Source organism: Thiohalocapsa sp. ML1 (assembly GCF_001469165.1).
Taxonomy (GTDB): domain Bacteria; phylum Pseudomonadota; class Gammaproteobacteria; order Chromatiales; family Chromatiaceae; genus Thiohalocapsa.
Genome location: NZ_JABX01000027.1, coordinates 48,859 through 70,811 on the forward strand (window position 1 = coordinate 48,859; position 21,953 = coordinate 70,811).

Consider the following 21,953-nt stretch of genomic DNA (forward strand, 5'->3'; position numbering starts at 1 on the left):
TTGACGGTGTTGACTGGAGTGTTGACCACCAGGTCAACACAGCGGCGGAGCCGGTTGCACTGATCGCGAGCGAGGAGCCGACCTGGAGGTCGGCTCTCCGGCCCGCTCCGGCCCGCTCCGGCCCGCTCCGGCCCGCTCCGGCCCCGGGCGGGCAAGTGCTTCGCTGCCGAGCTGCCAAGACCGGGCTCCGTCTATGCCGTTTACTTTCGTGCCGAGGCTCTACCTCGGCACCTAAGCGTCCTGTGTCCCTCCCGCCTCAGCCCTCGGCCCTCGGCCCTTCTTCAAGAGGGCCGCTCCTTGCGCGCGTAACCCGCCTTCTCCAGCTCGGCCAGGTAGTCGGACCAGAGCCCTTCCTGATTCTTGCCCAGGCTGTAGAGGTACTCCCAGGAGAAGATGCCGGTGTTGTGCTCGTCGTCGAAGTGCAGACACACGGCATAGTGGCCGACGGGCTCGATCCGGTCGATGTTCACGAATTCCTTGCCGATCTGCAGCACGCGCTGCCCGGGGCCGTGGCCCTGGACCTCGGCGGATGGCGAGTAGACCCGCAGCAGCTCAACAGGCAGCGTGAAGTGCGCGCCGTCGTCGAAGCTGATCTCCAGCACCCGCGAGTTGCGGTGCAGGTTGAATTCGGTCGGGGTAGGCATGGCTGACTCCTTAAAGACGGCTTAATCGGGACAGCCGATCAAGATGGGCCGACGGCGGCGCCGGTTCAATGTGGAAACCTGTTGGGGCACGAAGCGCGGCGAGCAGTGCGCGGGTGGTGTTGCGCTCGCCTAGCACCTAGCACCTAGCACCTAGCACCTAGCACCTAGCACCTAGCACCTAGCCCCTTCCTCAAAGAATGTACTGCGACAAATCCTCATCCGCCGCCAGCTCGCCCAAGTTCTGGTCCACGTAGGCGGCGTTGATGGTCACCGTCACGCGATCGAGCTCGGAGGCATTGAACGACACGTCTTCCAGCAGCCGCTCCATGACCGTGTGCAGCCGGCGGGCGCCGATGTTCTCGGTCAGCTCGTTGACCTGGAAGGCGATCTCGGCAAGGCGCCGGATGCCGTCGTCGGTGAACTCGATGTTCACGCCCTCGGTGGCGAGCAGCGCGGCGTACTGGTCGGTCAGGGACTCGTTCGGCTCGGTCAGGATGCGCACGAAGTCGTCGGTGCTGAGCGCGGAGAGCTCGACGCGGATGGGCAGGCGCCCCTGCAGCTCCGGGATCAGGTCCGACGGCTTGGCGAGCTGGAAGGCGCCGGAGGCGATGAACAGCACGTGGTCGGTCTTGATGGCGCCGTACTTGGTGGACACGGTGCTGCCCTCCACCAGCGGCAACAGGTCGCGCTGCACGCCCTCGCGCGACACGTCGGCGCCGCCCATGTGCTCGGCGCGGCGCGTGACCTTGTCGATCTCGTCCAGAAAGACGATGCCGTTGTCCTCGACGTTGCGCAGCGCCCGCTGCTTCATCTCTTCCTCGTTGACCAGCTTGGCCGCCTCCTCGTCCTTCAGCACCGAGCGCGCCTCGGCCACGCGCATGCGTCGGCGCTTGGTGCGCTGGGAGCCTAAGTTCTGGAACAGGCCCTGGAGCTGGCTCGTCATCTCCTCCATGCCGGGCGGCGCCATGATCTCGACGCCGAGCGGGCTCTGGCGGACCTCGATCTCGATCTCTTTGTCGTCGAGCTCGCCGGCGCGGAGCTTGACGCGGAATTTCTCGCGCGTGGCGCTGCTGGCATTGGCGCCGCGGCTGTCTTCCTCGAAGCCCGAGGGCTTCGGCAGCAGCGCATCGAGGATGCGCTCCTCGGCGGCGGACTCGGCCTTGCCGGCGTTCGCGTCCATCTCCTTCTCGCGCTCCATCTTGATGGCGATGTCGGCGAGATCGCGGACGATGGACTCAACATCACGCCCCACATAGCCCACCTCGGTGAACTTGGTGGCCTCGATCTTGATGAAGGGCGCGTCCGCGAGCTTCGCGAGCCGGCGCGCGATCTCGGTCTTGCCGACGCCGGTGGGGCCGATCATCAGAATGTTCTTCGGCGTGATCTCGGAGTGCATGGGCTCCGGGATCTGCGCCCGCCGCCAGCGGTTGCGCAGCGCGATGGCCACGGCGCGCTTGGCCGCGTCCTGGCCGATGATGTGCTTGTCCAGCTCGGCGACGATGCGCTTGGGTGTGATCTCGGACATGATTGCCTACGATGGTGATAGCCCGGGCGACGACAGGGGGCCCGGCGGGCTGTTGCGAGCGCGCGGCAATGCTGCGCGCGCTGGGTGCGGGAGCTGCGCTCAGTCGGCGCCGAGCTCCTCCAGCACCAGGTTGTGATTGGTATAGATGCAGATGTCGGCGGCGATGCCCAAGGCCCGCTCGACGATGTCGCGCGCGGACAGCTCGGTGTGCTCCAGCAGCGCGCGTGCCGCGGCCTGCGCAAAGCCGCTGCCGGAGCCGATGGACATGATGTCGTGCTCGGGCTCCAGCACGTCGCCGGTGCCCGTGATGATCAACGACGCCTCCCGGTCCGCCACACAGAGCATGGCCTCCAGCCGGCGCAGCATGCGGTCGGTGCGCCAATCCTTGGCCAGCTCCACCGCGGAGCGGGTCAGGTTGCCTTGGTGCTTTTCGAGCTTGCCCTCGAAGCGCTCGAACAGCGTGAAGGCATCCGCTGTCGCCCCGGCGAAGCCCGCGAGCACCTGGCCCTTGTAGAGCCGGCGCACCTTGCGCGCGTTGCCCTTCATCACCGTCTGGCCAAGCGAGACCTGGCCGTCGCCGCCGATGACGACGGCGCCGTCGCGACGCACGCCGAGGATCGTCGTTCCGTGAAACTGTTCGCCGTGAAATTGTTCCATGCTGCTGACTCGATGAAAGCGGAAGGATGACGCCGGGCGGCGCCGTCGGCGGCGTTAGACCCTGTTGTGGACCCGGGATTCTACGCCGTTCGGCAGACCGCGGCAGCGCATGGCCCGCCGATGGGCGGAGCGCCGCCGCTGCCGGGGGTGCTCAATCGGCCGGCGCGCGCTCGCTGCCGGCCGCGGGTGCCGCTCGCTCGGCTGCTTCGCCGGCGCCGCCGAAGTCCTCTTCCCAGGGCTGGTTGCGGCAGATGGCACGGGCATCGAGCAGCAGGCCGAAGATCTCGTGCAGGCGCTCGGGGATGCGGATGACGCCGTTCACGGCGCCGTACTTCTCCGCCAAGAGCTCGCGCGGCTGGCGGGCGAGATCGAACAGGTCTACCAGATGCATGCACCAGTCGTCGAAATACCGCGGACCGATCTGCTCGAACGCGATCAGCTCGACCTCGTGGTGGCGGTTATCGCGGATGATGCGGTTGAAGAGGTGGTTCACGGGCTTGTCAGGCCCCTCCAGCACCTGCAGGAACTTGTCGCCCGACATCAGCAAGAGCCCCGTGATGCCGTGCGCGGCGTTGTAGTCGGCGCTCTTGTGTACGAGCGCCCGCAGGTCCTCATTGGGCAGAAAGGACTCGGAGCAGGTGCTGCGGTAGATGAGGCGGCAGTCGCCCATGGATGGGACTCGCGGTGTCGGCGGCATGGTGGCGTCGGCGAGCGCCTTGGTATGCCATGAAGCTTGACATTAGCAAAGGCACCGGGGATTGCAACCGCATGCGTCGTTGGCACAAAAAAAACCCCGGACGCGAGCGTCCGGGGTCTTGCTGCCGCAACCTTGCCGGGACCGACGGTCCCGGCTGCGGCAGGTGCGCTGCGGCAGGTGCGCTGCGATGTTCGCTCAGCGGATCACACGGTCGATCACGTGCACGACGCCGTTGGCTGCATAGAGCCCGGAGTTGATGACCTCGGCATTGGCAACCCCGACTTGGCCGTTGAAGCGCGCCGACGGGCCGATGTCGAGCGTGCTGCCGTCCATCGACTGCACGCTCTCGCCCTGGATCAGGGCCGTCGCCGAGTGCCGGCCCGGCACGATGTGCTTCTTGATGACCGCCGCCAGCGCGTCCTTGTCGGCGAGCATGGCCTCACGCTCCTCGGGCGCCATCTTGTCGAAGGCCTCATCGCTCGGCGCGAACACGGTGTAGGTGCCCTCCGCCGCCAGCATGTCGTCCAGGCCGGCCAGCGCGATGGCCTCGCGGAAGTTGCCGAACACCCCGGAGCTGCCGAGGACATCGGCTAGGGTCTTGCCGCTCGCGTAGGCGGGAATGCCCTGCACGTCGTAGGGCGCCAGCATGTCCTTCGGCTCCGCGTTCTCGGCGGCGACGTGGGCGCGAGCAAGCGTTTCGGGACCGGCGTAGCGCGAGCCAAGGGACAGCGCCGTCAGCGGGCCCAGGGCCATCGCGAGGCCCAGGATGGCGAGGGGGGTGTAGTTGAAGGTCTTGCTGGTCTCGGACATGTCAGTTCACCTCAGGTTACGGTCGGACAAGTGTTGGGCGGTCACATTGCCGGCGCGATTCTTACGTCGACAAAACCTGGTCTCTGACCCGGCTGACGCAGATCATTGCGTCTGCAAAAAGCCTTGACAACGAATCCAGCAAATACTCCGAGGTTTCTGACCAATTTACTCGGGAATTAGCTCCCGACAAACCCTAAAGCGGCCACGAACAAGTCCTGAACAGGCCTGGGCATCCGCTGGACCGGCCCTAGCGGATCTCTGTCGAAACCCTTGCAGACAGGAGGGGCGCGGCAGGTCGCAGCACCGGGGGAGGGCTTGCGCGGCGGGCGGGCTCAAGTTCTGAGTTACCCCCGCGCCTAGACTCTGCCCAACCCGCAGTCGCCGACGCCGATCCCTCAACGGCCGAGGCTTCCCCCAACCCCCCGGTGCGGGCCACTCAACCGCGGCCGTCGCTGCCCCCCGGCGGCGGTCGCGGTTTCTTCTTGCGCGCGCCGAGAAGTAGCGGGCCGCAGGCACCCCGGCGGCGGCGAGGTCGACGTCGCTGCCGGCATGGTGCTCGCCGACCGCGAGGGAGCCGTGACTCGATTCTATTAACCCTCGGCTGGGGCATGCCGTGCTGCGGGCGGCGCGGACGTGAGGCGCAGTGCCGGGCAAGCGCCAAACAAGCGCCAGACAAGCGCCTGGACCTGCGCTCAGCCCCGATACAAGCGCCAGAACCGCTGCTCGTCGAAGCCGTCGAGCCGCGACTCGCCGACCAGGAGCACCGGCACGCCGCGCGCGCCCAAGCGCTCGAGCTCCTTGCGGGCGCGGGGACTGCTGCCGACATCCATCTCCCGAAACGCAATGCCCTCGCGCGTCAGAAAGGCCTTGGCACGGTTGCAATGCGGGCAGTTGGCGGCGCTGTAGAGAACGACACGCTTCATGGCCATGGCTTGGCTCCGTTGTTGCCGGCGGGGCGTTTCCGCGGAGGCGCAACTTGGCAGCCAGCGGCGCCGTGCGCAACCCGCTCGTTTGGCAACGCACCACTGGCCAAGGCGGGCTCCCTTAGCCCTTAGCCCTTAGCCCTTCCCGACCGCTGTCCTCACTGCCCAGAGCCAACCGGCGCGTTCAGAAAGGCCTCCAGCCGCACCACCCGCGGCAGCAGCCGCCCGCTCGGCCCCGCGCGCATGATCACTACCTGCCGGCTGTGCTCCGGGCCATAGCTCACGTGGATGGGCCGGTCCGGGCCATAGAAATAGAGCCGATCGAAGGGCGTGTTGGCGGCCACCCAGCGGGCGACCTCCAGCATGTCCTCGTCCTCGACCAGAAAGTCCACCGCGGCGCCCAATCGCGGGCAGGCCGGGTTGCCGCGACGGTTGTGCTCATGCGCGGCGTGCTGGTCGCGGGCGGGATCAATGGGGCCGCCACCGCGGGCGCGGATGGCTTTGGCAAGCTCGGGCGAGCAGAAGCCGTAGGTGAGCCGGATCATGCCGAACCAGTCGATGACGGGGTCGAGCACCTTCTCAGCCAGGTCCATCAGCGCGTTGCAACTGTCCACCCGCTCGGGCAGGTTCTCGATGCCGGTGGCAGCTTGGGTCTCGCCGCAGTGGATCAGGTCGCGGAAGCTGAGATACCGCCCGCAGAGATCATCCAGGCCCGGCATGGTCTGCGATCGGCGGAGCGTAAAGCCCGCGATCTCCCAGCGCTGCCGCGCCAGGGTACCGATGAGCACCGCGGGCGGCGGGCCGTAGCCGGCGAGGTCGAACAGCCCCAGCCCCTCCAGCGCCGCCTCGAAGGCAAGCTGGTCCGGATAGGCCGGGTCTTCTTCATTGATGAAGCGGGATTTGCGGTACAGGAACGGCGGCTCGAATTCGGTGCCTTTGCCGTAAGCGAAGTAGTCGACGTCCTGCTCGCGGAGCTTGATCTTCACGCGCTCCAACAGGCGCGGCAGCGGCCGGCCGTCGAAGTCGTCGAAGCGCATCAAGGTCAGCTTGCCGGAGCCGATGTGGATCTTGATCAGGTCCGCGTGGCGGTAGTCGCCATAGGCCGCGGCGGCGGCGCCGACGTAGACCCGCAAGAGCGCCGGCAGGCGCTCGACGAGGCGGGCGTCGAGTTGGAGCGAGACGGCCCCGGGCGCGCCGGCGTCTTCGGCAACCGTCTCGGCGTCGTCCTCGTTAGACACCGTCTCCAGCCAGCCGAGCCCATGCTCGGCGGCCTCGCGGCAGGCCTGCCCGATGGCGGCGGTGTCGGCGATCTGCATGAGCAGCGCAAGCCCCGCCGCCCGCGCCGGGGCGTAGTCGCCGAAGAAGGCCTTGATGTCGCGCCTCAGCCCGGGCTCCAGGTGCTGGTAGGGCTTGCGGCGGGCGAATTGGTCGAGCGCGAAGTAGACCGTGAGGTCGTCTTGGCGCCCCTGCTCAACCGCGGCGAGCAGGTGGTCCAGCGCCTCGCCGCCGAGGTCCGCCTCCTTGCGCGCCTCGATGAAGCGCAGCGCCTTGTTGAGGCTGCCGAAGGCCGCTGTCAGCGCCAGCTCGTCGGCCACCTCGGCCTTGTCCGGCGTGCGGCCAAGGTCCAGCCGCAGCGACCAGAGCCGCTCCAGCGCGGCTTGGTGGGCCTGGTAGGTCGCGTCGTCTCGGTCGCGTTTGCTGTCGCGGCGCGCGCGTGGCGGGCGCTCGCGGCTGGGGGTCGAGGGCGCGCGCAGGCGCGTGCGGGTGCCGCGGGAGCGCTCCAGCAGAAAGCGCTGCTCGGCGTCTTGGTCGCGGAAGGCGTAGACGATGCCGGGCGCGACGGGGATGGGCTCGACATCGAGCACCTGCGCGACGAAGGCCGCAAGCTCGCCCTGGGTGAAGTACTTCTGGAAGGTGCCGCGGCGGGTCATCACACCATCCCGGAAGCGCTCGCCGCGCGGGTCGTTCTGGTTGGCGAGCATCACGGACACCACCAGCAGCGTGCCGGCCAAGGACCAGGCGCGGGTGAGCGCTTCCAGGCGCTCGTCGAAGTCCTCGATCACGTTGATGACGAAGCCGAGGTTGACCAGGTCCGCGCCATGTACGGGCTGGTCCGGGGCGTAGTACGGGTCCCAGCCGGCGGCACTGAGGCCGTTCTCGCGCAAGCCCCGCACGTCGTCGCCGCGCCCGCAGCCGTAGTCGAACAGCGTGCGACCGGGTGCGAGCAGGCCGTGCCGGGCGAGCGTCTGGACGGGCGCGGAGAAGCCGGAGCGGCTGAGTGCCGTGCGCTGGCGGGCGGCCTGCCAGTCGGCGACCGCTCCGGCGAGCCGGGCGTCGGTGTCACCGTCATCGGCCGGCGCATCGCCGTCCTCGGCATTGCCGATGGGCACCAGCGCGTGGCCATCGAGCCGAAAGCCGCGCTCGCGCATGAGCTGCTGCCATTGGCGCCGGTAGCCGATGCGCCGCGGGTCGTCGAACAGCCCCACCGCCTCGCAGGCCGCCGTCAGCGCAGCAAACTCGGCCCGGCGCGGATGCGCCGCCGGCAACAGCAGCTCCTTGCGATGCAGGATGGGCGGGTTCAACGAGTCGGCATAGGTGCGATGGCTCACCGTGCCGGCGGCGAGGTTCACGCGCCAACTGTCGGCCAACGCCGGAAAGGGCTCGTCGTAGAAGCCGGGATAGTGCAGCAGCGCCAGCTCCGCACCATCCGCATCGATACGCACCAGGTTGAAGTGCTCGCCGGGGCGCAGGCCTGCAAGCTGCTCGGCGCGGATGAGCCGGGTGGTGAGACGCGCTGCGAGCTCCGCCGGTAGACTTGCGTCAGCTTCTGCCGCGCCAGCTTCTGCCGCGTCGTCGCCCAACGCGGACACGTGCAGGTACAGACGCCCGGCAACCGTCTTGCCCTGCGGCGGGCCGGCGCCGGGTGCAGGCGAACGCCAGGCATCCTGTGGACTGCTAGACATGAGTCACGAGCAGGCTTTCAAAGAATCTCGTGCTGGGCGATGCCGCGCGCGGCGGTCGCATTCTTCGCGCCGGCCGAGGCGGGTTCGATGGATGCCGATGTTCGCATGACGCCAGTGCGCGAGGAACAGCTCAAGGAACGCCCGAGTAAGCGCTTCCGCGAATTGGACATCCCGCGGTTGCTGGAATGGCCGGACGGACGGCGCGCCGCCCTCGTGCTCGTCGTCGAGCAGCAGACCGCCGGGCGCAAGTTCTCCGCGCTGCGTCTTGCCCATTACTGCCTGGACATTGCCGACCTGCTCGATACCCGCCGTGTCGTGCCGGTGGTCATCTTCCTGCGCGACCAGCCGCGGGAGTACCGTCTCACACTCGCCGGCGACGACGCCACCTACCTGGATTTCCACTACATCAGCGCCGAGCTCGCGCGCATGCCCTACCGGCAGCACCGCGACAGCGACAACATCGTCGCCCGCGTCAATCTCCCGAACATGGCTCACGATGACAGCGAGCGCGTCCAAGTCTTCGCCGATGCGATTCGCGGCCTGTTCACGCTGGAGCAAGACCCGGACAAGCGGCTCAAATACGCGGATTTCATCGATTACTATGCGATGCTCGACGACGCGGAGCGGCAACGCTACGCCGCCGAGCACCCTACCGAGGCGACCCAAATGAAGACGATCTTTCAGCAAGCGCGCGAAGAAGGCATTCAGCAGGGCGTTCAACAGGGCGTTCAGCAGGGCATTCAGCAGGGCGAAGCCCGCGCCCTGGTGCGGTTCCTGGAGCGCCGCTTCGGCACGCTGCCCGAGCACATCCGGCAACGCATCAACACCGCCGACGAGGACACGCTGGACCGCTGGGTGGACCAGGCCGCGACGGCCGAGCATGTTGAGGACGCGCTGCACTGACGGTGGTCGTCGGCAATGCTCGAACGCTCCCGGCAGCAGCTCAAGACGCGCCCCGAAGCCCGGCGCAGCCGGCTTGCCGCACCGCCGAAGTTGATCTGTTTCGTGCGTCTGCGGGTGCTCTGCGCCCCGCTGCGATGCGGTAACGCCGGAGCGCATCAAGGCATTCCGACTGGTGCCGAGGCTCCGCCTGAAGATGGGCATCCGCCAAGTATTCGCGTTCCGGCGCCGGCTGCACGAATTATTGGTGGTACGTCCCCTATTTCTCCCCCGGAGCGGCAACGCTACGCCGCCGAGCACCCCACCGAGGCGACCCAAATGAAGACGATCTTTCAGCAAGCGCGCGAAGAAGGCATTCAGCAGGGCGTTCAGCAGGGCATTCAGCAGGGCGAAGCCCGCGCCCTGGTGCGGTTCCTGGAGCGCCGCTTCGGCACGCTGCCCGAGCACGTCCGGCAACGCATCAGCACCGCTGACGAGGACACGCTGGACCGCTGGGTGGACCAGGCCGCGACGGCCGAGCATGTCGAGGACGCGCTGCACTGACGGTGGTTGTCGGCAATGCTCGAACGCTCCCGGCAGCAGCTCAAGACGCGCCCCGAAGCCCGGCGCAGCCGGCTTGCCGCACCGCCGAAGTTGATCTGTTTCGTGCGTCTGCGGGTGCTCTGCGCCCCGCTGCGATGCGGTAACGCCGGAGCGCATCAAGGCATTCCGACTGGTGCCGAGGCTCCGCCTGAAGATGGGCATCCGCCAAGTATTCGCGTTCCGGCGCCGGCTGCACGAATTATTGGTGGTACGTCCCCTATTTCTCGTCCCCTATTTCTCCCCCGTCCCCTATTTCTCCCCCTATTTCTCCCCCGGCTGGCATCCTGCCCCCTTCGTCTATGGGCAACACAACATCGGGTTTGGGTGACACAACGACCGCCAGCGATGCGCTGACCCGAGACGCTTAGACTCATCGCCTCCGGGTGCGGCCTGATTGCACCGGTTGCGGCGCACCGGGCCGGTCGCTACGCATACCAGTTTCAACCCAACCTCTTGCGACGGAGAACCTACCGAGGTCCCTCGGCGCTGTCATCGTTTCCAAGCACCGTTTCGACGCCCGGCAGGGCGCGACGCAATTCTCGCCGGTCAGGGCCCTCGCGGGCCTTGGCCTGCTCATGGCCGCGGCCCTGTCTGCCAACCCGTCCCAGGCCGCGATCGTCGCCCTCTACGACTTCGACCCGAACAACCGCTCGGGCACCACCGTCGACCTCGACGGCTCGGCGCAGACCACGTGGACCACCAGCCTATTGCTGGACAACGCGACCGGGACGGGCGCGGTTACCGCGGGCAACCAGGAACTGGCGAACCGTGACTTGCTCACCGGCAGCACCGGCAATTACCTGGCCTTCAGCGCTAATCGAGAAAGCGATACCGGTCGGCCCACGGGGTCGATCGGGAAGTCGACCTGGCTCACCTTCAGCATCACCCCGTCCGCGGGCGTCGCCCTGGACTTCGTGGGGCAGGTCGCGACGCTGGACACCTACGCATTCAATAACCTGCCAGCAAACGTGTCCAGTGCGGACTGGACCCTGTACTACTCGCTGGACGGCGGGGCCGCGTGGACCTCCCTGAGCACCTTTGCCGGCGCCTCCGCCAACGCGAGTGCGGGCACTGTGGGCCCCACGGCGTTGAGTTGGCTCCTGACCCCGTTGGGACTCCGGTCCGCGGCGGTCGATTTCCTGTTGGACCCGGTCACGACGGGGGCTGCCAATGGCGTCACCACGCAGCGCTCGGTCGGTTTCGACAATTTGGTGGTCAACGCCAACGTGACACAGGTACCGGTACCCGCCCCGCTGCCGCTGTAGCTGCTCGGCGTCGCCGCCCTGGCCACAAACCGCCTGGTGCAGACCGGCTGACTCGGCACCCGGGCCGGCGAGCCGCCCGGACGGAGCACTGCGAAATCCGGGAATCGGCGATGCGCGCTCACGTCGCCCGGGTTTGCCGTCGGTTCGTCGGCGCGGTCGCTCACACCCGCGGGAACTTGTTGGCGGGTCGGGCTGGACGATCTGACCAGGACCCGGCGCTAGAACACCGCGCCGGCAAGCTGTAACCGTCGTTGCAGCGCCGCGGCCAACTGCGCGTAGCCAGCGGCGTTGAGGTGGATCTCGTCGGATTTGAGGTTGCGGTCGCCGAGGATCGCGGCCAGCACCTGATCTTCCAGCGGCAGCCCGAGTTTGTCCGCTTGTTCCTGATACAGCGGATACGTGCCTGCGTGCCGAGGGCATGCGACCAGTGCGTTGCCTGGTTACCGCCATCCTCCGCTGAGCGTCGCTGGACGCGCAGCGACGATAGGATCGACTGTCCGTCGTGGCACTACTTTCGCTTTCTTCGCCCCGCCCGCTGCAACGACGCGCACCGCGCTTGCGAACGTGCTTGCCCGGCGGCCCTCTTGCTGGGTTCGGAAGCGCTCTTGCTGTCCAAGTGAGTGGCCAGGCTTGCGATGCTCGGATAGCGGAACAAGTCGGTAACGCTGAGGCTCACGTCCAGTTCCTAGAAGAAGCGTGCGAGGACGTTGGTGTCCAGCGAGCTCACCGGTCCCGACCGCGCTCCCGGGTCAGCAGCGATGCCGAGGTTGCGCCGCGACGAAGCCCTGATCGCGCCCATTGCAAACGAGCAGTTGATCGAGGCCTTGCGACAACAGGGGGTTCCGCAAGAGCAGTTGGATGCCGCCCTGCGACAAGTCGGGGAGTGAAGGAAAGAAGGATCTTGTCCGGTCGCACGGTGCTGAAATCCGGAGTATTGGTGGTAGGTCCCCATTGTTCCGTCCATTCTTTGCGCTTCCCCATTTTTTGCGCGGCCCAAGGCGGCAGAGCCGCAAAGAGACGTGCCGAGGCAGGGCCTCGGCACGAGGGGTATTCCGGCAGCGAAGCACTAAGCTGCGCGGTGCCGGACAGTGACCACCAGCAGCATAGGGACGCCCAGCGCGAACAGGAGCCCGGTCGCCGGCAGGGGGATGACGTTGCATGGGTCACCCACGCCATAGGTGTTCGGGTAGCGCGTATCGACGGTTAGCTCCTCCGGCGATGAAAAGAGGATGCCGGGATTCGTGCTGATGTTCTCACCGGCATAGAAGTACTGGCTCGCCCCGCCGCTGTAGCAGGAGCCGACATCGCCCACGGGCTGCGGCCCGGCGCGGCCGGCGAACAACTCGATACCCGCCACCACGGTGACCTGCTCGCGGAAGTACGCAAAGTTCTGAAACTGCGGGTTCGGCGGGAAGGGGTATAGCGCCAGCGCGACGATTGCCTCCGAATTGAGCGTGAAGAAGTCGAGCGTGAAGAACCGACCGATGTTGATGTTCGGATACAGCGGATAGCTGTAGTAGCGAAAGAAGACCTGCTCTGCGGCCGTCGTCTCAGCGTCGCAGCTCTCATCGGCAAAGGACGACGCGATCTCATCCGGCGAGAAGGGGCGGTCGTTGGTCAAGACGGTGGGGATATCGCAATCGGCGTGGGCCGAGCAGGCGGCTGCGGCAAGCGCGAGCACGGCAAGCCCGCGGAGCAGGGCCTGCCGGCCTGCGGCGATGCCGGATGAGAATGGTCGATACGAGAATGGGTACATGGCTGTGCCTCGGCGTGTCGTTGGATCTTCCGTCAGGTTTGCTTGGCCCGGTCCTTCGACGTTTTCCGTTTGGGCTCGGCGCTCCTTCAGGCCGCGTGCTCCCCGGCGCCCGCCCGCGTCGCGTCGGCGACCCGGGTATGGGTATCGGGGAACATGCAAGGTGCCTCGGTTCTGGACGCGCAGGGCGTCGCCCGGGTCGATGGCCGCGTTGCTCCACCGCCGACCGCCGCGGCGGCGCCGGTCTGTGCGGCGACGGCGGAGCGCTAGTTTAATGCGAGTCGAGGCTTGCGCATCAGGGTTTGCCCGATGGCGGCGACCAGGCGCACCGGACGCGGCGCGCCGTGGACGCGCCGCGCCACTACGGCGCGGCGAGCGCTTTCGCGACGGCGCCATGACCCGCCGCAGCAGCTTCCAGAACGACGGTGCGGGGGCCGCATCAAAAATGGGGGACAGACCACCAACATCAAAAATGGGGGACAGACCACCAATATCTCGCGCCCGATCCACTAAAGCGTCAACTCCGCCGGCCAAAGAAAGAACGGTCCATACCGCTGCGACACGCGGAACTCCCCGCCAGCGGCTTTGCCCTTCGGCGTGAGCTTGAAGTGATCGCCGTCGCGCTCAATGAATCCGGCGGCCAGGAGCTTGTCGTTGAGCTCGCCGGTACGAAGGCCGAGGGCCTTGGCGAGCTTTGATGTCGTGAGCTTGTCGTAGCCGTTGTTGTCGCCGCTGGCTTTGGGCTCGGCGACACCTTGGGCGTCCTGGCTGGCGGTGGGGTCCACCTTGTCCGCGGCGAGGCGGACCTCTTCGCTGATGCGGATCAGGCGCTGGGCTTCTTCGTAGGTGTCGCGGTAGAGGTCGGGCTCCTGCTCGCGGTCCACGTGGATGCCCATCTCGTTGTTGTTCACCTGGCTGAAGTCGTACAGGTTCATCGAGGTGATGATGGCCGCGCGCTCGTTGAGGTAGCACTTGGCGTGCAGGTGCTGGCAGAAGCTGGTGCGGACGAAGGCGAGGGAGCGCAGCCAGTTGATCTCCTGCGGGGCCAGCTCGCTCTTGCCGTAGACGATGCGCACGTCGATCTTCATGCGATCTTTGTCTTCCAGCAGCTCGCGGATACGGTCGTTGAACTTGAGGAAGGGGCTGATGATGATCAGGCGCTCGCTGCTGGCCTTGATCAACTCCTCCAGGTAGTAGTTGGTCGCGCTGGTGTTCAGGAACTTCGCCATCAGTGCTTGTCCTTGTTGTTCAGTGCGGGATTAACTGAGATCAAATCTCGCTGAAGCGTAGCCAACCCGTGCGCCTACGGCAAGGAGCCGAGGCAACCTGTCCGCCGGCCGCTCCAGCGTGCGCGTAGTCGCCGCCGTGGGCGCAGGGTCGGCGGCGCTCACGCCCCCGGACTCCGCAGCCGCAGCCGCCGATGTCGGATCGCCTCGATGGCGTGCAGGCTCGGCACGCCGGCGCGGCCGTCGTCGATGCTGCACTCGGCGACGTTGAATTCGAGCCCTTGCTCCGTGTCCGTGACGCGAAGGTAGACGGCGATGATCGGGATGTCGTCCGGAATGTTGCTCCGCACGGCCCAGACCGCGTAGGCGAGCTTGTGCTTGGCGATGCTGTCGAAGGGTCCGCGCTTGGCCTCGGTGACGATGACGTGGTTTCTGCAGTTGCGGACGCCGATGCAGACGGAGTCGATCTCGACCTGGCCCGCAAGGTGGCCGAGCGGGTGCGGCAGCTCGGTGCCGACGGTGAAGCGGAAGCTGTAGGTGCCGGCGCCGGTGGGCGACGGGCTGGGAAGGGGTTGCCCGGGCGTGCGCGCAACGGCACCGCTCCGCAGGGGCAACGGGGGCTGTCTGTGGCGAAGGCGTGGCCTGTCCACGCGCGGGGCGAACCTGACGTGGGGTGCGACTTTTGGGGATAATCCATCGCCATGAAGACGGACCACCCCATCTACACGCTGCTGTCCACCGGCGCCGAGGCCTTCCGGGTGCTCACCGGCGGTCTGCGGCTGGTGGGGCCGTACCGCTTCCGCGCCGTCGGCTTCAAGGCGCTGGAGCGCCGCGCCGACGGCGTCTTCGAGCCGGAGGGGCAGCCGGAGCCGAGCTACGTGGTGGAGTTTCAGGCGCAGCGCGCGCCGGGGGCCTGGTACAACCTGCTGACCAAGGTCGGGCTGCTCGGCGAGCAGCGCCCTGAAGCCGATGTGCGCGGCGTCCTGATCTTCCTGCACGAGCGCGACGACCCCGGGCTGCCGCTCGGCATCGCCGCCGCCGACCCGCCGTTCGCGGCGGTGTATCTGAATCGCTTCCTGCCTGAGCTGCTGGCGCAGGAGCCGGACAATCCCTTCGTCGCCGTGCTCGCGCCGCTGGTGATCGAGCGCGACAACGAGCTCAAGGCCCTGGCGCCGAAGCTCTGGCAGACCATCCAAGCCGCCCCGCTGCCTGAGCCCATCCGCGAGCGGCTCGCGGAAGTGCTGCAATTCTGGCTGTTCGAACGCTTCAAGTCGCTGACCGCCGAGGAGATCCTAGCCATGATCACGCATCTGACCCCGCTGGAAGAGACCCGGGCCTATCGCGACATCTTCAGCAGGGGCGAGGCCAAGGGGAAGCAGGAGGGCAAGGCCGAGGGCAAGGCTGAGGGCAAGGCCGAGACGCTGCTGCGCCAGTTGCGCCGGCGTTTCGGCGCCGTGCCGGAGTGGGCCGAGCGGCGCATTACCAAGGCGTCCACCGGGCAGCTCGACGCCTGGCTCGACGGCATTTTCGACGCAGACGGCATCACCGGGCTGATCGGTCCCGCCGATCCGCCGGAGGCTCCGCGAACCTGAGCCCGCGCACTTGGCGCCCCTTGACCATGACTTCCCCCGGGGCCTACTCCCGTGCGAGCAGCGGCGATGGGGTCCAGACCGAGATCTGGCGGGCGCTGCGGGCGACCGCGAGCTCGCCGCGGGCGACGCAAGAGCCGGCGGGCTTCAACCTCGGGGTCAATGCGGGGCGCGCGGCGGGGCAGACGGTGATGCACCTGCACTGGCACCTGACCCCGCGCTACACGGGCGACCAGGCCGACCCGCGCGGCGGCGTCCGGCGCATCTTTCCTGCGGTGGCGAACTATTGGAGCGAGGGGCGGTGACGGCGGGCACCGATAAGGACGACGCCGGCGCGGGCGGGCCGGCGGCGGGGCCTTTGCCGCGCGCGGCCCGGTCCAGCCAGCCGGAGGACGACTTTGTCGAGCTGTTCGCGCAGGTGTTCGGCATCGAAAAGACCGGGCTGTTGGCGCCGGAATTCCCGTTCTTGGACATCGACGGCACGGCGCGCTTCATCGACTTCGCGCTGCGCGCGGCGGACCGCAAGATCGCCTTCGAGGTGGACGGACCGACCCATTACCAGGCGCCGGACTTCGACCGCAGCAAGTACGAGGACGATCTGCTGCGCCAGAACAGCCTCATTTATCACGGCTGGGACGTGTATCGCTGGACGGACCACGAGCTGGACCGCCATCCGGAGCGGGTTAAGGAGCAGCTCGCGCTGTTCCTGGAGCGGGTACCGGGGCTGTTGGAGCTGGACGACTTTCTGCCGAAGCAGCGCGGCGCGGCCATCGATCTGCGCGCGCATCAGCAGGACGCGCTGGACTGGCTCGCGCTGATCCGTCACGAGGGCAAGACGATTGCGCTGTTGGAGCACGCCACCGGCGCCGGCAAGACGGTGACGGCCATCGAGGACGCGAAGCGGGTCGGCGGCCCGGTGCTCTATGTCGCGCACCGCAAGACGCTGGTGCACCAGACGGGCCGGGAGTTTGCACGGCTGTGGCCGGATGTCGATCACGGCCGCATCGAGGGCGGCACCTGGCAGCCGGAGCGCCATGTGGTCTGCGCGTCCGTGCAGGCGTTGAGCAACCGGCTCGGCGAGATCCCGCCGGAGCGCTTTCGCTATCTCATTATCGACGAGGCGCACCACGCGGCGGCGGACAGCTATCGCGCCCTGCTCGGCCATTTCACGCCGGCCTTCACGCTCGGGCTCACGGCGACGCCGGAGCGCCCTGACGGCAAGCCGGTGCTGGAGCTGTTCCGCGACGCCGCCCATCGGCTGTCGCTGCAGGACGCCATCGAGCGCGGCGAGCTGGTGCCGATCCGCTGCGTGCGGGTGAAGACCAACGTCGACCTGTCGAAGGTCCGCTTCAACGAGGTCCAGTACAACCGCCAGGATCTGGAGACCACCATCACCGTCCCGGCCCGCAACGAGCTCATCGTCGACACCTACCTGGAGCACGTGCGCGGGCGCAAGGGCGTGACCTTCTGCGTTAACGTGCGCCATGGCGAGGCGCTCGCCGAGCTGTTCCGCGAGCGCGGCGTGCCGGCGCGTTCCGTGTCCGGCGCCATGCCCGGCCGCGAGCGCGACGACGCGCTGGCCGCCTTCGCCCGCGGCGAGCTGCACATGCTCTGCGCCTGCGATCTGCTGAACGAGGGCTGGGACTGCCCGGACGTGGAGATCCTGCTGATGGCGCGGCCGACGCTGTCGAGGATCATCTACATGCAGCAGCTCGGTCGCGGTACCCGCAAGGCACCGGGCAAAGAGTCGCTATTGGTGTTCGACTTCGTGGACAACGCCGGGCGCTACAACCAGAGCTGGAACCTGCACCGCCTCACCGCGACCCGCACCTATGGGCCCGGCCGGCTGGTGATTGCGCCGGAGAACCGCATCGCCGACGAGGACGCCCGCGGCCCGAGCGAGCCGCTGGTGATCAATCTGGGCGTCTGGACGGAGCGGCTGGAAGAGGTGGATGTCTTCGACTGGCAGAGCACCGTCAAAGACATGCTGACGGTCGCGGAACTGGAGCTGGCCCTTGCGGCATCGCAGGACTACCTGCGCGGCAAGGTGCTCGCCGGCGACTTGGCGCCGGATCACGACCTCACCATCGGCAGCCGGCGCTACTTCTACTTCAGCAAGGACCGCAAGCCGGAGATCGCGCAGCGCTTCGGCCTCACGCCCGTCACGGCGGCCAACATCCGCGAGCGCTTTCTGGCCTTCTGCGACGAGATGGACATGGCGGCCAGCTACAAGCCCGCGCTGCTCCTGTGCCTGCTCGACAGCGTGGACGACGACGGCTGCGTCAGCACCACGCTGCTGACCTTGGCGTTTCGGGACTTCTACCTCGCGCGCAAGGCCGCGGGCCTGCCGGTCGAGAAGCCGCGGGCGCGCATGGCGCGGGTGGACGCGCTGAGCGAGACGGACATCCAGCGGCTTATGCTGGACATGCCCTTCAAGAAGTTTGCTCAGCGGGGATTCCTGAGCCACGACAGAGATCTGGCGCGGCTGCGCTTCGCGCCGGCGTTGTGGGGCCGGCTCGCGGACGCGGACCGGGAGCGCGTGCGCACGGCCGCGCGCACCGCCATTGAGCGTTACTTCGATAACGGCAGGGGATAACTCCCCGATGCGGGAGAGCCGTTGCGGTGCCAAGGGCCAAGGGCCGAGGAGGGCTCGCCCGAGCTCACCCTGCCCCGATAACGGGGCGGCCGTATCGGCGGGCGGCGCATCCCCAGCTGCAGCTTGGGCATCCGCGAGCACCCGCCGATCTGCTGTCGCGAGCCGATAGCGCTGGCGCGGACTCTTGGGATGATCGGGATCGGTCATCTCTACCCAGCCCGCGCGCAGTGCCGGTTGCAGCCAGCGGTACAGGAAGCTCGGCCGGTGGGCCAGCCCGAGCTCGCGCATCAGGGATTTGGTCGGGCCCGGCCCTGCCAGCAGCGCGCGCAGCAGGCGCAGCACCGGCTCGCTTGGCGCATCAGGTGCCCTGCCGCGGCCGGCGCCCGCGAGCCCGGCATCGGGGGAAAAAGAAGGACAGACCACGAATACATTCCGCACCTCTGCAGAGCGTGCAAATCCGGGCAGCCCCCCTAAACCCTCAACTCCGCCGGCCACAAAAAGAACGGCCCATACTGCTTCGACACGCGGAATTCTCCGCCGGCGGCCTTGCCCTTGTCGGTCAGCTTGAACATCTCGCCGTCGCGCTCAAGGAATCCGGCCGTCAGGAGTTTTTCGTTGAGTTGCCCGGTGCGAAGGCCGAGCGCCTTGGCGAGCTTCGAGGTCGTCAGCTTGTCGTAGCCGTTATCGCCGGCGGTGGCGGGCGACGCAGGTTGATCGGGCTCCCTGGCGCCGGTGGGATCCACCTTGTCCGCCGCAAGCCGAACCTCTTCGCTGATGCGGATCAGCCGTTGGGCTTCTTCGTAGGCGTCGCGGTACAGCTCGGGCTCCTGTTCGCGGTCCACGTGGATGCCCATCTCGTTGTTGTTCACCTGGCTGAAGTCGTAGAGGTTCATCGAGGTGATGATGGCCGCGCGCTCGTTGAGATAGCACTTCGCGTGTAGATGTTGGCAGAAGCTGGTGCGCACGAAGTCCAACGAGCGCAGCCAGTTGATCTCCTGCGGGGCCAGCTCGCTCTTGCCGTAGACGATCCGCACGTCGATCTTCATGCGGTCCTTGTCTTCCAGCAGCTCGCGGATGCGGTCGTTGAACTTGAGGAAGGGGCTGATGATGATCAGTCGCTCGCTGCTGGCCTTGATCAGCTCTTCCAGGTAGTAATTGGTCGCGCTGGTGTTGAGGAACTTGGCCATCGGCGCTTCTCCTTTTGGTGGGATCGGGGATAGCGCGTGCCCCGCTTGGGCGAAGCGTAGCGAAGCCGGGGGTTTGCGGCAAGGTAAGGACGTGATGATTTGGCAGGGTTCGCGACGGTCGGCGCAGAGGGGGCAGGCGCGCGGCATCTGTTTCTGGCGATGCGCGCGTCGTTCAGTCATCGATGCGCCGCCGCAGCGGCAATGCTCGGACACGATGTCGCCTCGGGTCGATCGTCACCAGCGCGCCCGTGTCGAGCAGCGGTGCCGTGATCTCCAACGCATCAAGCACGGCTGCGCCCATCACCCGGGGCACGATGTGCTCCGCGCGGATCTGCACGACGCTCGGGGCAAGCGCGTCGGTCAGGTACAGCAGCGCGCCGAAGTCCAGATCGTTGGTGAAGACGACCTGCCCGTGCGCCCGCGCCCAGCGCATGATCTCCGTGTCCTGTGCACGAATGTCCCCGACGCGGCTCCAATGCATCGCCGCGTGGCCGGCCGCGCAAGAAAGGGCTCCCACACTTCCGGGATATTCATATCCAGCAGCAGCTTCATGACGCCTTGAGCGGCAAATCCTGCTCCTCGGCGCGCCAGCTCGCGTAGGCCAGTGCCGCGTAGATGTCGTCGTGCTCAAGGCTTGGATACAGCGCCAGCACGCTCTCCGGCGTTTCACCGGCGGCGAGCAGGCCGGTGATGGTGCCGACGGTGATGCGGATGCCGCGGATGCAGGGCTTGCCGCCCATCACGCGGGGGTCGATGGTGATGCGCTCGAGTTGCGGGAACTGCATGGACGGGACTCCTGTGGCGTGTTGCCGCTGGGCTGGGGTTCGGCGGCGGATCATCCGAGCGTTGTCGTGGCGTCGCGACCATGATCGCACCGCGGCGGATAGATGCAACTGACTGGTGCGTCGCTGCGGGAATCCCGACACGGTTACGTTGGTTGTCGTCTTCATCGAATGTTGCGCTCGGCAACGACAACGATCGGAATTCCGCACACAGTTTGCTCAATCCAAGCAGAAGCACTTGACCATCAACTGGGTAAACTGCCCCGGACCTCGCTGCATACTGTTTCTCTGGGTTCCTGTGAGCTAAGTAAACTGTCCCCGGAGCTCTCGCTGCGCGAGATGGACATCCAGCGGCTGCTGTTGGACATGCCCTTCAAGAAGTTCGCGCAGCGGGGATTCCTGAGCCACGACAGAGATCTGGCGCGGCTGCGCTTCGCGCCGGCCTTGTGGGGCCGGCTTACCGCGGCGGACCGCGAGCATGTGCGCAAGGCCGCGCGCACGGCCATTGAGCGTTATTTCGATAGCGGCAGGGGATAACTCCCCGATGCGGGAGAGCCGTTGCGGTGCCAAGGGCCAAGGGCCAAGGAGGGCTCGATCGAGCTCACCCTGCCCCAGATAACGGGTCGGCCGGGTCGGCCGGGTCGGCCGGGTCGGCGGGCGGCGCATCCTCAGTTGCAGCTTGGGCATCCGCGAGCACCCGCCGACCTGCTGTCGCGAGCCGATAGCGCTGGCGCGGACTCTTGGGATGATCGGGATCGGTCATCTCTACCCAGCCCGCGCGCAGTGCCGGTTGCAGCCAGCGGTACAGGAAGCTCGGCCGGTGGGCCAGCCCGAGCTCGCGCATCAGGGATTTGGTCGAGCCCGGCCCTGCCAGCAGCGCGCGCAGCAGGCGCAGCACCGGCTCGCTTGGCGCATCAGGTGTCCTGTCGCGGCCGGCGCCCGCGAGCCCGGCATCGGCACGTTCGCGAACATGCTCGCGAACATGCTCGCGAACAAGCTGCGCAGCGGGCGCTTCGACCGGGCTGGCGCCTGTTGCAGCGTCGGCGGCGCCCCGGTGCTCCGGCGTCGCGGCGAGCGACACCAGCGTCTGCTCGATCATGTCGAGCATCAGCTCCACGAACGGCGCCGCATCGGCGGCGACATTGCTGGCCGCAATGGCGCGGTAGTAGTCCTGCTGGTGGTCGCGCACCAGGCTCTCGGTGGGCAGGTCGGCAAACAGCGGTTGCCAGCGCGACAGGATCAGGGTCTGCCACAGCCTCCCCATGCGGCCGTTGCCATCGTCGAAAGGGTGGATGAATTCCAGCTCGTAGTGGAAGAGGCAAGCGGCGATGAGCGGGTGCTGCTCGCCGCGCGCGAGCCAGGCCAGCAGGTCCTGCATCAACGCCGGCACGCGGCTCGCGGGCGGCGCCATGTGCACGACGGTGTCGCCGTCCATCACGCCGACGCCGCCGCCCCGATAGCGACCCGGGTAGTCCACGAGGCCGTGCATCATCAGCGCGTGGGCAGCGAGCAGGTCCACCTCCCGCGTCGGCTCCCAGCGCGCCAAGTGCTCGTAGGCCTGCAGCGCGTTGCGCACCTCCTGCACCTCCCGCGGCGGTGCCAAGACGCGTTTCCCTTCCAGAATCGCCGTCACTTGGTCCAGCGTCAGGGTGTTGCCCTCGATGGCGAGCGTGCTTTGGATGCTGCGCACGCGGCTGACGCGGCGCAGCCGCAGTACGCGCTCGGCCGGCAGGCCGGCTTGCAGTTGCCCGATGCGCTGGGCGATGTCGGCGGCCCGCGCCAACATGGTGGCGGATAGGGTCAGCGGCGGGGCGTAGGCGTTCGGCATGGCCTTGGGCTCGTTTGCGACGCGAG

23 protein-coding genes and 1 pseudogene are annotated in these 21,953 nt (G+C 67.5%); 8 read left to right on the plus strand and 16 right to left on the minus strand.

Annotated elements, in window-relative coordinates; genetic code table 11:
- Positions 1-281: 281 nt before the first annotated feature.
- The 7 genes from ML01_RS16910 to ML01_RS16940 form a co-directional block, all read right to left on the minus strand.
- Positions 282-644 (minus strand): gamma-butyrobetaine hydroxylase-like domain-containing protein, encoded by a 363-nt coding sequence (locus tag ML01_RS16910; protein WP_058556576.1) that lies wholly within the window; start codon positions 642-644, stop codon positions 282-284.
- Positions 645-834: 190 nt separating this feature from the next.
- On the minus strand, positions 835-2,169 hold the full coding sequence (hslU, locus tag ML01_RS16915; RefSeq protein WP_058556577.1) for an ATP-dependent protease ATPase subunit HslU: 1,335 nt from the start codon (positions 2,167-2,169) through the stop codon (positions 835-837).
- A gap of 99 nt (positions 2,170-2,268) precedes the next feature.
- The gene (gene hslV, locus ML01_RS16920) at positions 2,269-2,826 is read right to left on the minus strand and encodes an ATP-dependent protease subunit HslV (RefSeq protein WP_058556578.1); all 558 of its coding nucleotides are present in this window, start codon (positions 2,824-2,826) and stop codon (positions 2,269-2,271) included.
- Positions 2,827-2,977: 151 nt separating this feature from the next.
- Positions 2,978-3,496, minus strand: coding sequence for a BLUF domain-containing protein (locus tag ML01_RS16925; protein ID WP_058556579.1), 519 nt, complete (start codon positions 3,494-3,496; stop codon positions 2,978-2,980).
- A 222-nt stretch (positions 3,497-3,718) separates the two neighbouring features.
- The gene (locus ML01_RS16930; RefSeq protein WP_058556580.1) at positions 3,719-4,333 is read right to left on the minus strand and encodes a fasciclin domain-containing protein; all 615 of its coding nucleotides are present in this window, start codon (positions 4,331-4,333) and stop codon (positions 3,719-3,721) included.
- Positions 4,334-5,025: 692 nt separating this feature from the next.
- Complete coding sequence (locus ML01_RS16935) at positions 5,026-5,262, minus strand: glutaredoxin domain-containing protein (RefSeq protein WP_058556581.1); 237 nt, start codon at positions 5,260-5,262, stop codon at positions 5,026-5,028.
- 152 nt (positions 5,263-5,414) lie between these two features.
- Positions 5,415-8,219, minus strand: a complete 2,805-nt coding sequence (locus ML01_RS16940; protein ID WP_058556582.1) for a DNA phosphorothioation-associated putative methyltransferase — start codon at positions 8,217-8,219, stop codon at positions 5,415-5,417.
- Between the two features lie 87 nt (positions 8,220-8,306).
- On the opposite strand from ML01_RS16940, the gene ML01_RS16945 reads away from it, so the two are divergent.
- The 3 genes from ML01_RS16945 to ML01_RS16955 all read left to right on the plus strand — a co-directional run bounded on the left by ML01_RS16945 (position 8,307) and on the right by ML01_RS16955 (position 10,966).
- Complete coding sequence (locus ML01_RS16945) at positions 8,307-9,122, plus strand: DUF4351 domain-containing protein (protein WP_371258218.1); 816 nt, start codon at positions 8,307-8,309, stop codon at positions 9,120-9,122.
- Between the two features lie 315 nt (positions 9,123-9,437).
- Positions 9,438-9,662 carry a DUF4351 domain-containing protein gene (locus tag ML01_RS30695; protein ID WP_058556583.1) on the plus strand — a complete coding sequence of 75 codons (225 nt, stop codon included), beginning with the start codon at positions 9,438-9,440 and terminating at the stop codon, positions 9,660-9,662.
- Between the two features lie 614 nt (positions 9,663-10,276).
- A complete protein-coding gene (locus ML01_RS16955) occupies positions 10,277-10,966 on the plus strand; it encodes a hypothetical protein (protein WP_058556584.1) in 690 nt (229 codons plus the stop codon).
- Between the two features lie 218 nt (positions 10,967-11,184).
- Here ML01_RS16955 and ML01_RS31080 read toward each other — a convergent pair whose 3' ends face one another.
- Positions 11,185-11,310, minus strand: a complete 126-nt coding sequence (locus ML01_RS31080) for a hypothetical protein (RefSeq protein ID WP_256363657.1) — start codon at positions 11,308-11,310, stop codon at positions 11,185-11,187.
- 366 nt (positions 11,311-11,676) lie between these two features.
- On the opposite strand from ML01_RS31080, the gene ML01_RS28925 reads away from it, so the two are divergent.
- Positions 11,677-11,853 (plus strand): hypothetical protein, encoded by a 177-nt coding sequence (locus ML01_RS28925; RefSeq protein ID WP_156427791.1) that lies wholly within the window; start codon positions 11,677-11,679, stop codon positions 11,851-11,853.
- A 179-nt stretch (positions 11,854-12,032) separates the two neighbouring features.
- On the opposite strand, the gene ML01_RS16960 is transcribed toward ML01_RS28925, so the two are convergent.
- From ML01_RS16960 to ML01_RS16970, 3 genes are all read right to left on the minus strand, one after another.
- On the minus strand, positions 12,033-12,722 hold the full coding sequence (locus tag ML01_RS16960; protein ID WP_058556585.1) for a hypothetical protein: 690 nt from the start codon (positions 12,720-12,722) through the stop codon (positions 12,033-12,035).
- Positions 12,723-13,228: 506 nt separating this feature from the next.
- On the minus strand, positions 13,229-13,948 hold the full coding sequence (locus ML01_RS16965) for a phospholipase D family protein (protein WP_058556586.1): 720 nt from the start codon (positions 13,946-13,948) through the stop codon (positions 13,229-13,231).
- A 158-nt stretch (positions 13,949-14,106) separates the two neighbouring features.
- The gene (locus tag ML01_RS16970; protein ID WP_058556587.1) at positions 14,107-14,559 is read right to left on the minus strand and encodes a hypothetical protein; all 453 of its coding nucleotides are present in this window, start codon (positions 14,557-14,559) and stop codon (positions 14,107-14,109) included.
- A gap of 87 nt (positions 14,560-14,646) precedes the next feature.
- Here ML01_RS16970 and ML01_RS16975 point away from each other — a divergent pair, with 87 nt between their 5' ends.
- From ML01_RS16975 to ML01_RS16985, 3 genes are read left to right on the plus strand one after another with little or no spacing between them, the layout of a single operon-like run.
- Complete coding sequence (locus ML01_RS16975; protein ID WP_058556588.1) at positions 14,647-15,537, plus strand: DUF2887 domain-containing protein; 891 nt, start codon at positions 14,647-14,649, stop codon at positions 15,535-15,537.
- 26 nt (positions 15,538-15,563) lie between these two features.
- Positions 15,564-15,839 (plus strand): HIT family protein, encoded by a 276-nt coding sequence (locus ML01_RS16980; RefSeq protein ID WP_058556589.1) that lies wholly within the window; start codon positions 15,564-15,566, stop codon positions 15,837-15,839.
- Positions 15,836-18,130: a DEAD/DEAH box helicase gene (locus tag ML01_RS16985; RefSeq protein ID WP_254045289.1), complete on the plus strand. Its 2,295-nt coding sequence runs from the start codon at positions 15,836-15,838 to the stop codon at positions 18,128-18,130. Before ML01_RS16980 ends, ML01_RS16985 begins: the two co-directional genes overlap by 4 nt.
- A gap of 171 nt (positions 18,131-18,301) precedes the next feature.
- Here the strand turns inward: ML01_RS16985 and ML01_RS31405 are convergent.
- From ML01_RS31405 to ML01_RS17000, 4 genes and pseudogenes are all read right to left on the minus strand, one after another.
- Positions 18,302-18,625, minus strand: a pseudogene (locus ML01_RS31405) (Fic family protein); the annotation flags it as partial.
- Positions 18,601-19,530: a phospholipase D family protein gene (locus tag ML01_RS16990; protein WP_254045290.1), complete on the minus strand. Its 930-nt coding sequence runs from the start codon at positions 19,528-19,530 to the stop codon at positions 18,601-18,603. The gene ML01_RS16990 and the pseudogene ML01_RS31405, both read right to left, overlap by 25 nt.
- The gene (locus tag ML01_RS16995; protein ID WP_256363658.1) at positions 19,490-19,834 is read right to left on the minus strand and encodes a DUF5615 family PIN-like protein; all 345 of its coding nucleotides are present in this window, start codon (positions 19,832-19,834) and stop codon (positions 19,490-19,492) included. Before ML01_RS16995 ends, ML01_RS16990 begins: the two co-directional genes overlap by 41 nt.
- A gap of 31 nt (positions 19,835-19,865) precedes the next feature.
- Positions 19,866-20,102 (minus strand): DUF433 domain-containing protein, encoded by a 237-nt coding sequence (locus ML01_RS17000; RefSeq protein ID WP_058556591.1) that lies wholly within the window; start codon positions 20,100-20,102, stop codon positions 19,866-19,868.
- 336 nt (positions 20,103-20,438) lie between these two features.
- Here ML01_RS17000 and ML01_RS17005 point away from each other — a divergent pair, with 336 nt between their 5' ends.
- A complete protein-coding gene (locus ML01_RS17005) occupies positions 20,439-20,636 on the plus strand; it encodes a hypothetical protein (protein ID WP_058556592.1) in 198 nt (65 codons plus the stop codon).
- A gap of 64 nt (positions 20,637-20,700) precedes the next feature.
- On the opposite strand, the gene ML01_RS30265 is transcribed toward ML01_RS17005, so the two are convergent.
- A complete protein-coding gene (locus ML01_RS30265) occupies positions 20,701-21,927 on the minus strand; it encodes a Fic family protein (RefSeq protein ID WP_082674366.1) in 1,227 nt (408 codons plus the stop codon).
- Between the last annotated feature and the right edge of the window lie 26 nt (positions 21,928-21,953).

Excerpts from the sequence above, each read along its gene's own strand:
- ML01_RS16955 (WP_058556584.1), top strand. The coding sequence starts at position 10,277 with ATGGCCGCGGCCCTGTCTGCCAACCCGTCCCAGGCCGCGATCGTCGCC.
- ML01_RS16910 (WP_058556576.1), bottom strand. The coding sequence starts at position 644 with ATGCCTACCCCGACCGAATTCAACCTGCACCGCAACTCGCGGGTGCTG.
- ML01_RS16960 (WP_058556585.1), bottom strand. The coding sequence starts at position 12,722 with ATGTACCCATTCTCGTATCGACCATTCTCATCCGGCATCGCCGCAGGC.
- ML01_RS30695 (WP_058556583.1), top strand. The coding sequence starts at position 9,438 with ATGAAGACGATCTTTCAGCAAGCGCGCGAAGAAGGCATTCAGCAGGGC.
- hslU (WP_058556577.1), bottom strand. The coding sequence starts at position 2,169 with ATGTCCGAGATCACACCCAAGCGCATCGTCGCCGAGCTGGACAAGCAC.
- ML01_RS17005 (WP_058556592.1), top strand. The coding sequence starts at position 20,439 with ATGGACATCCAGCGGCTGCTGTTGGACATGCCCTTCAAGAAGTTCGCG.
- ML01_RS16925 (WP_058556579.1), bottom strand. The coding sequence starts at position 3,496 with ATGGGCGACTGCCGCCTCATCTACCGCAGCACCTGCTCCGAGTCCTTT.
- ML01_RS16935 (WP_058556581.1), bottom strand. The coding sequence starts at position 5,262 with ATGGCCATGAAGCGTGTCGTTCTCTACAGCGCCGCCAACTGCCCGCAT.
- ML01_RS16940 (WP_058556582.1), bottom strand. The coding sequence starts at position 8,219 with ATGTCTAGCAGTCCACAGGATGCCTGGCGTTCGCCTGCACCCGGCGCC.
- ML01_RS30265 (WP_082674366.1), bottom strand. The coding sequence starts at position 21,927 with ATGCCGAACGCCTACGCCCCGCCGCTGACCCTATCCGCCACCATGTTG.
- ML01_RS16945 (WP_371258218.1), top strand. The coding sequence starts at position 8,307 with ATGGATGCCGATGTTCGCATGACGCCAGTGCGCGAGGAACAGCTCAAG.
- ML01_RS16975 (WP_058556588.1), top strand. The coding sequence starts at position 14,647 with ATGAAGACGGACCACCCCATCTACACGCTGCTGTCCACCGGCGCCGAG.
- ML01_RS16980 (WP_058556589.1), top strand. The coding sequence starts at position 15,564 with ATGACTTCCCCCGGGGCCTACTCCCGTGCGAGCAGCGGCGATGGGGTC.
- ML01_RS17000 (WP_058556591.1), bottom strand. The coding sequence starts at position 20,102 with ATGCAGTTCCCGCAACTCGAGCGCATCACCATCGACCCCCGCGTGATG.
- ML01_RS16930 (WP_058556580.1), bottom strand. The coding sequence starts at position 4,333 with ATGTCCGAGACCAGCAAGACCTTCAACTACACCCCCCTCGCCATCCTG.
- ML01_RS16965 (WP_058556586.1), bottom strand. The coding sequence starts at position 13,948 with ATGGCGAAGTTCCTGAACACCAGCGCGACCAACTACTACCTGGAGGAG.
- hslV (WP_058556578.1), bottom strand. The coding sequence starts at position 2,826 with ATGGAACAATTTCACGGCGAACAGTTTCACGGAACGACGATCCTCGGC.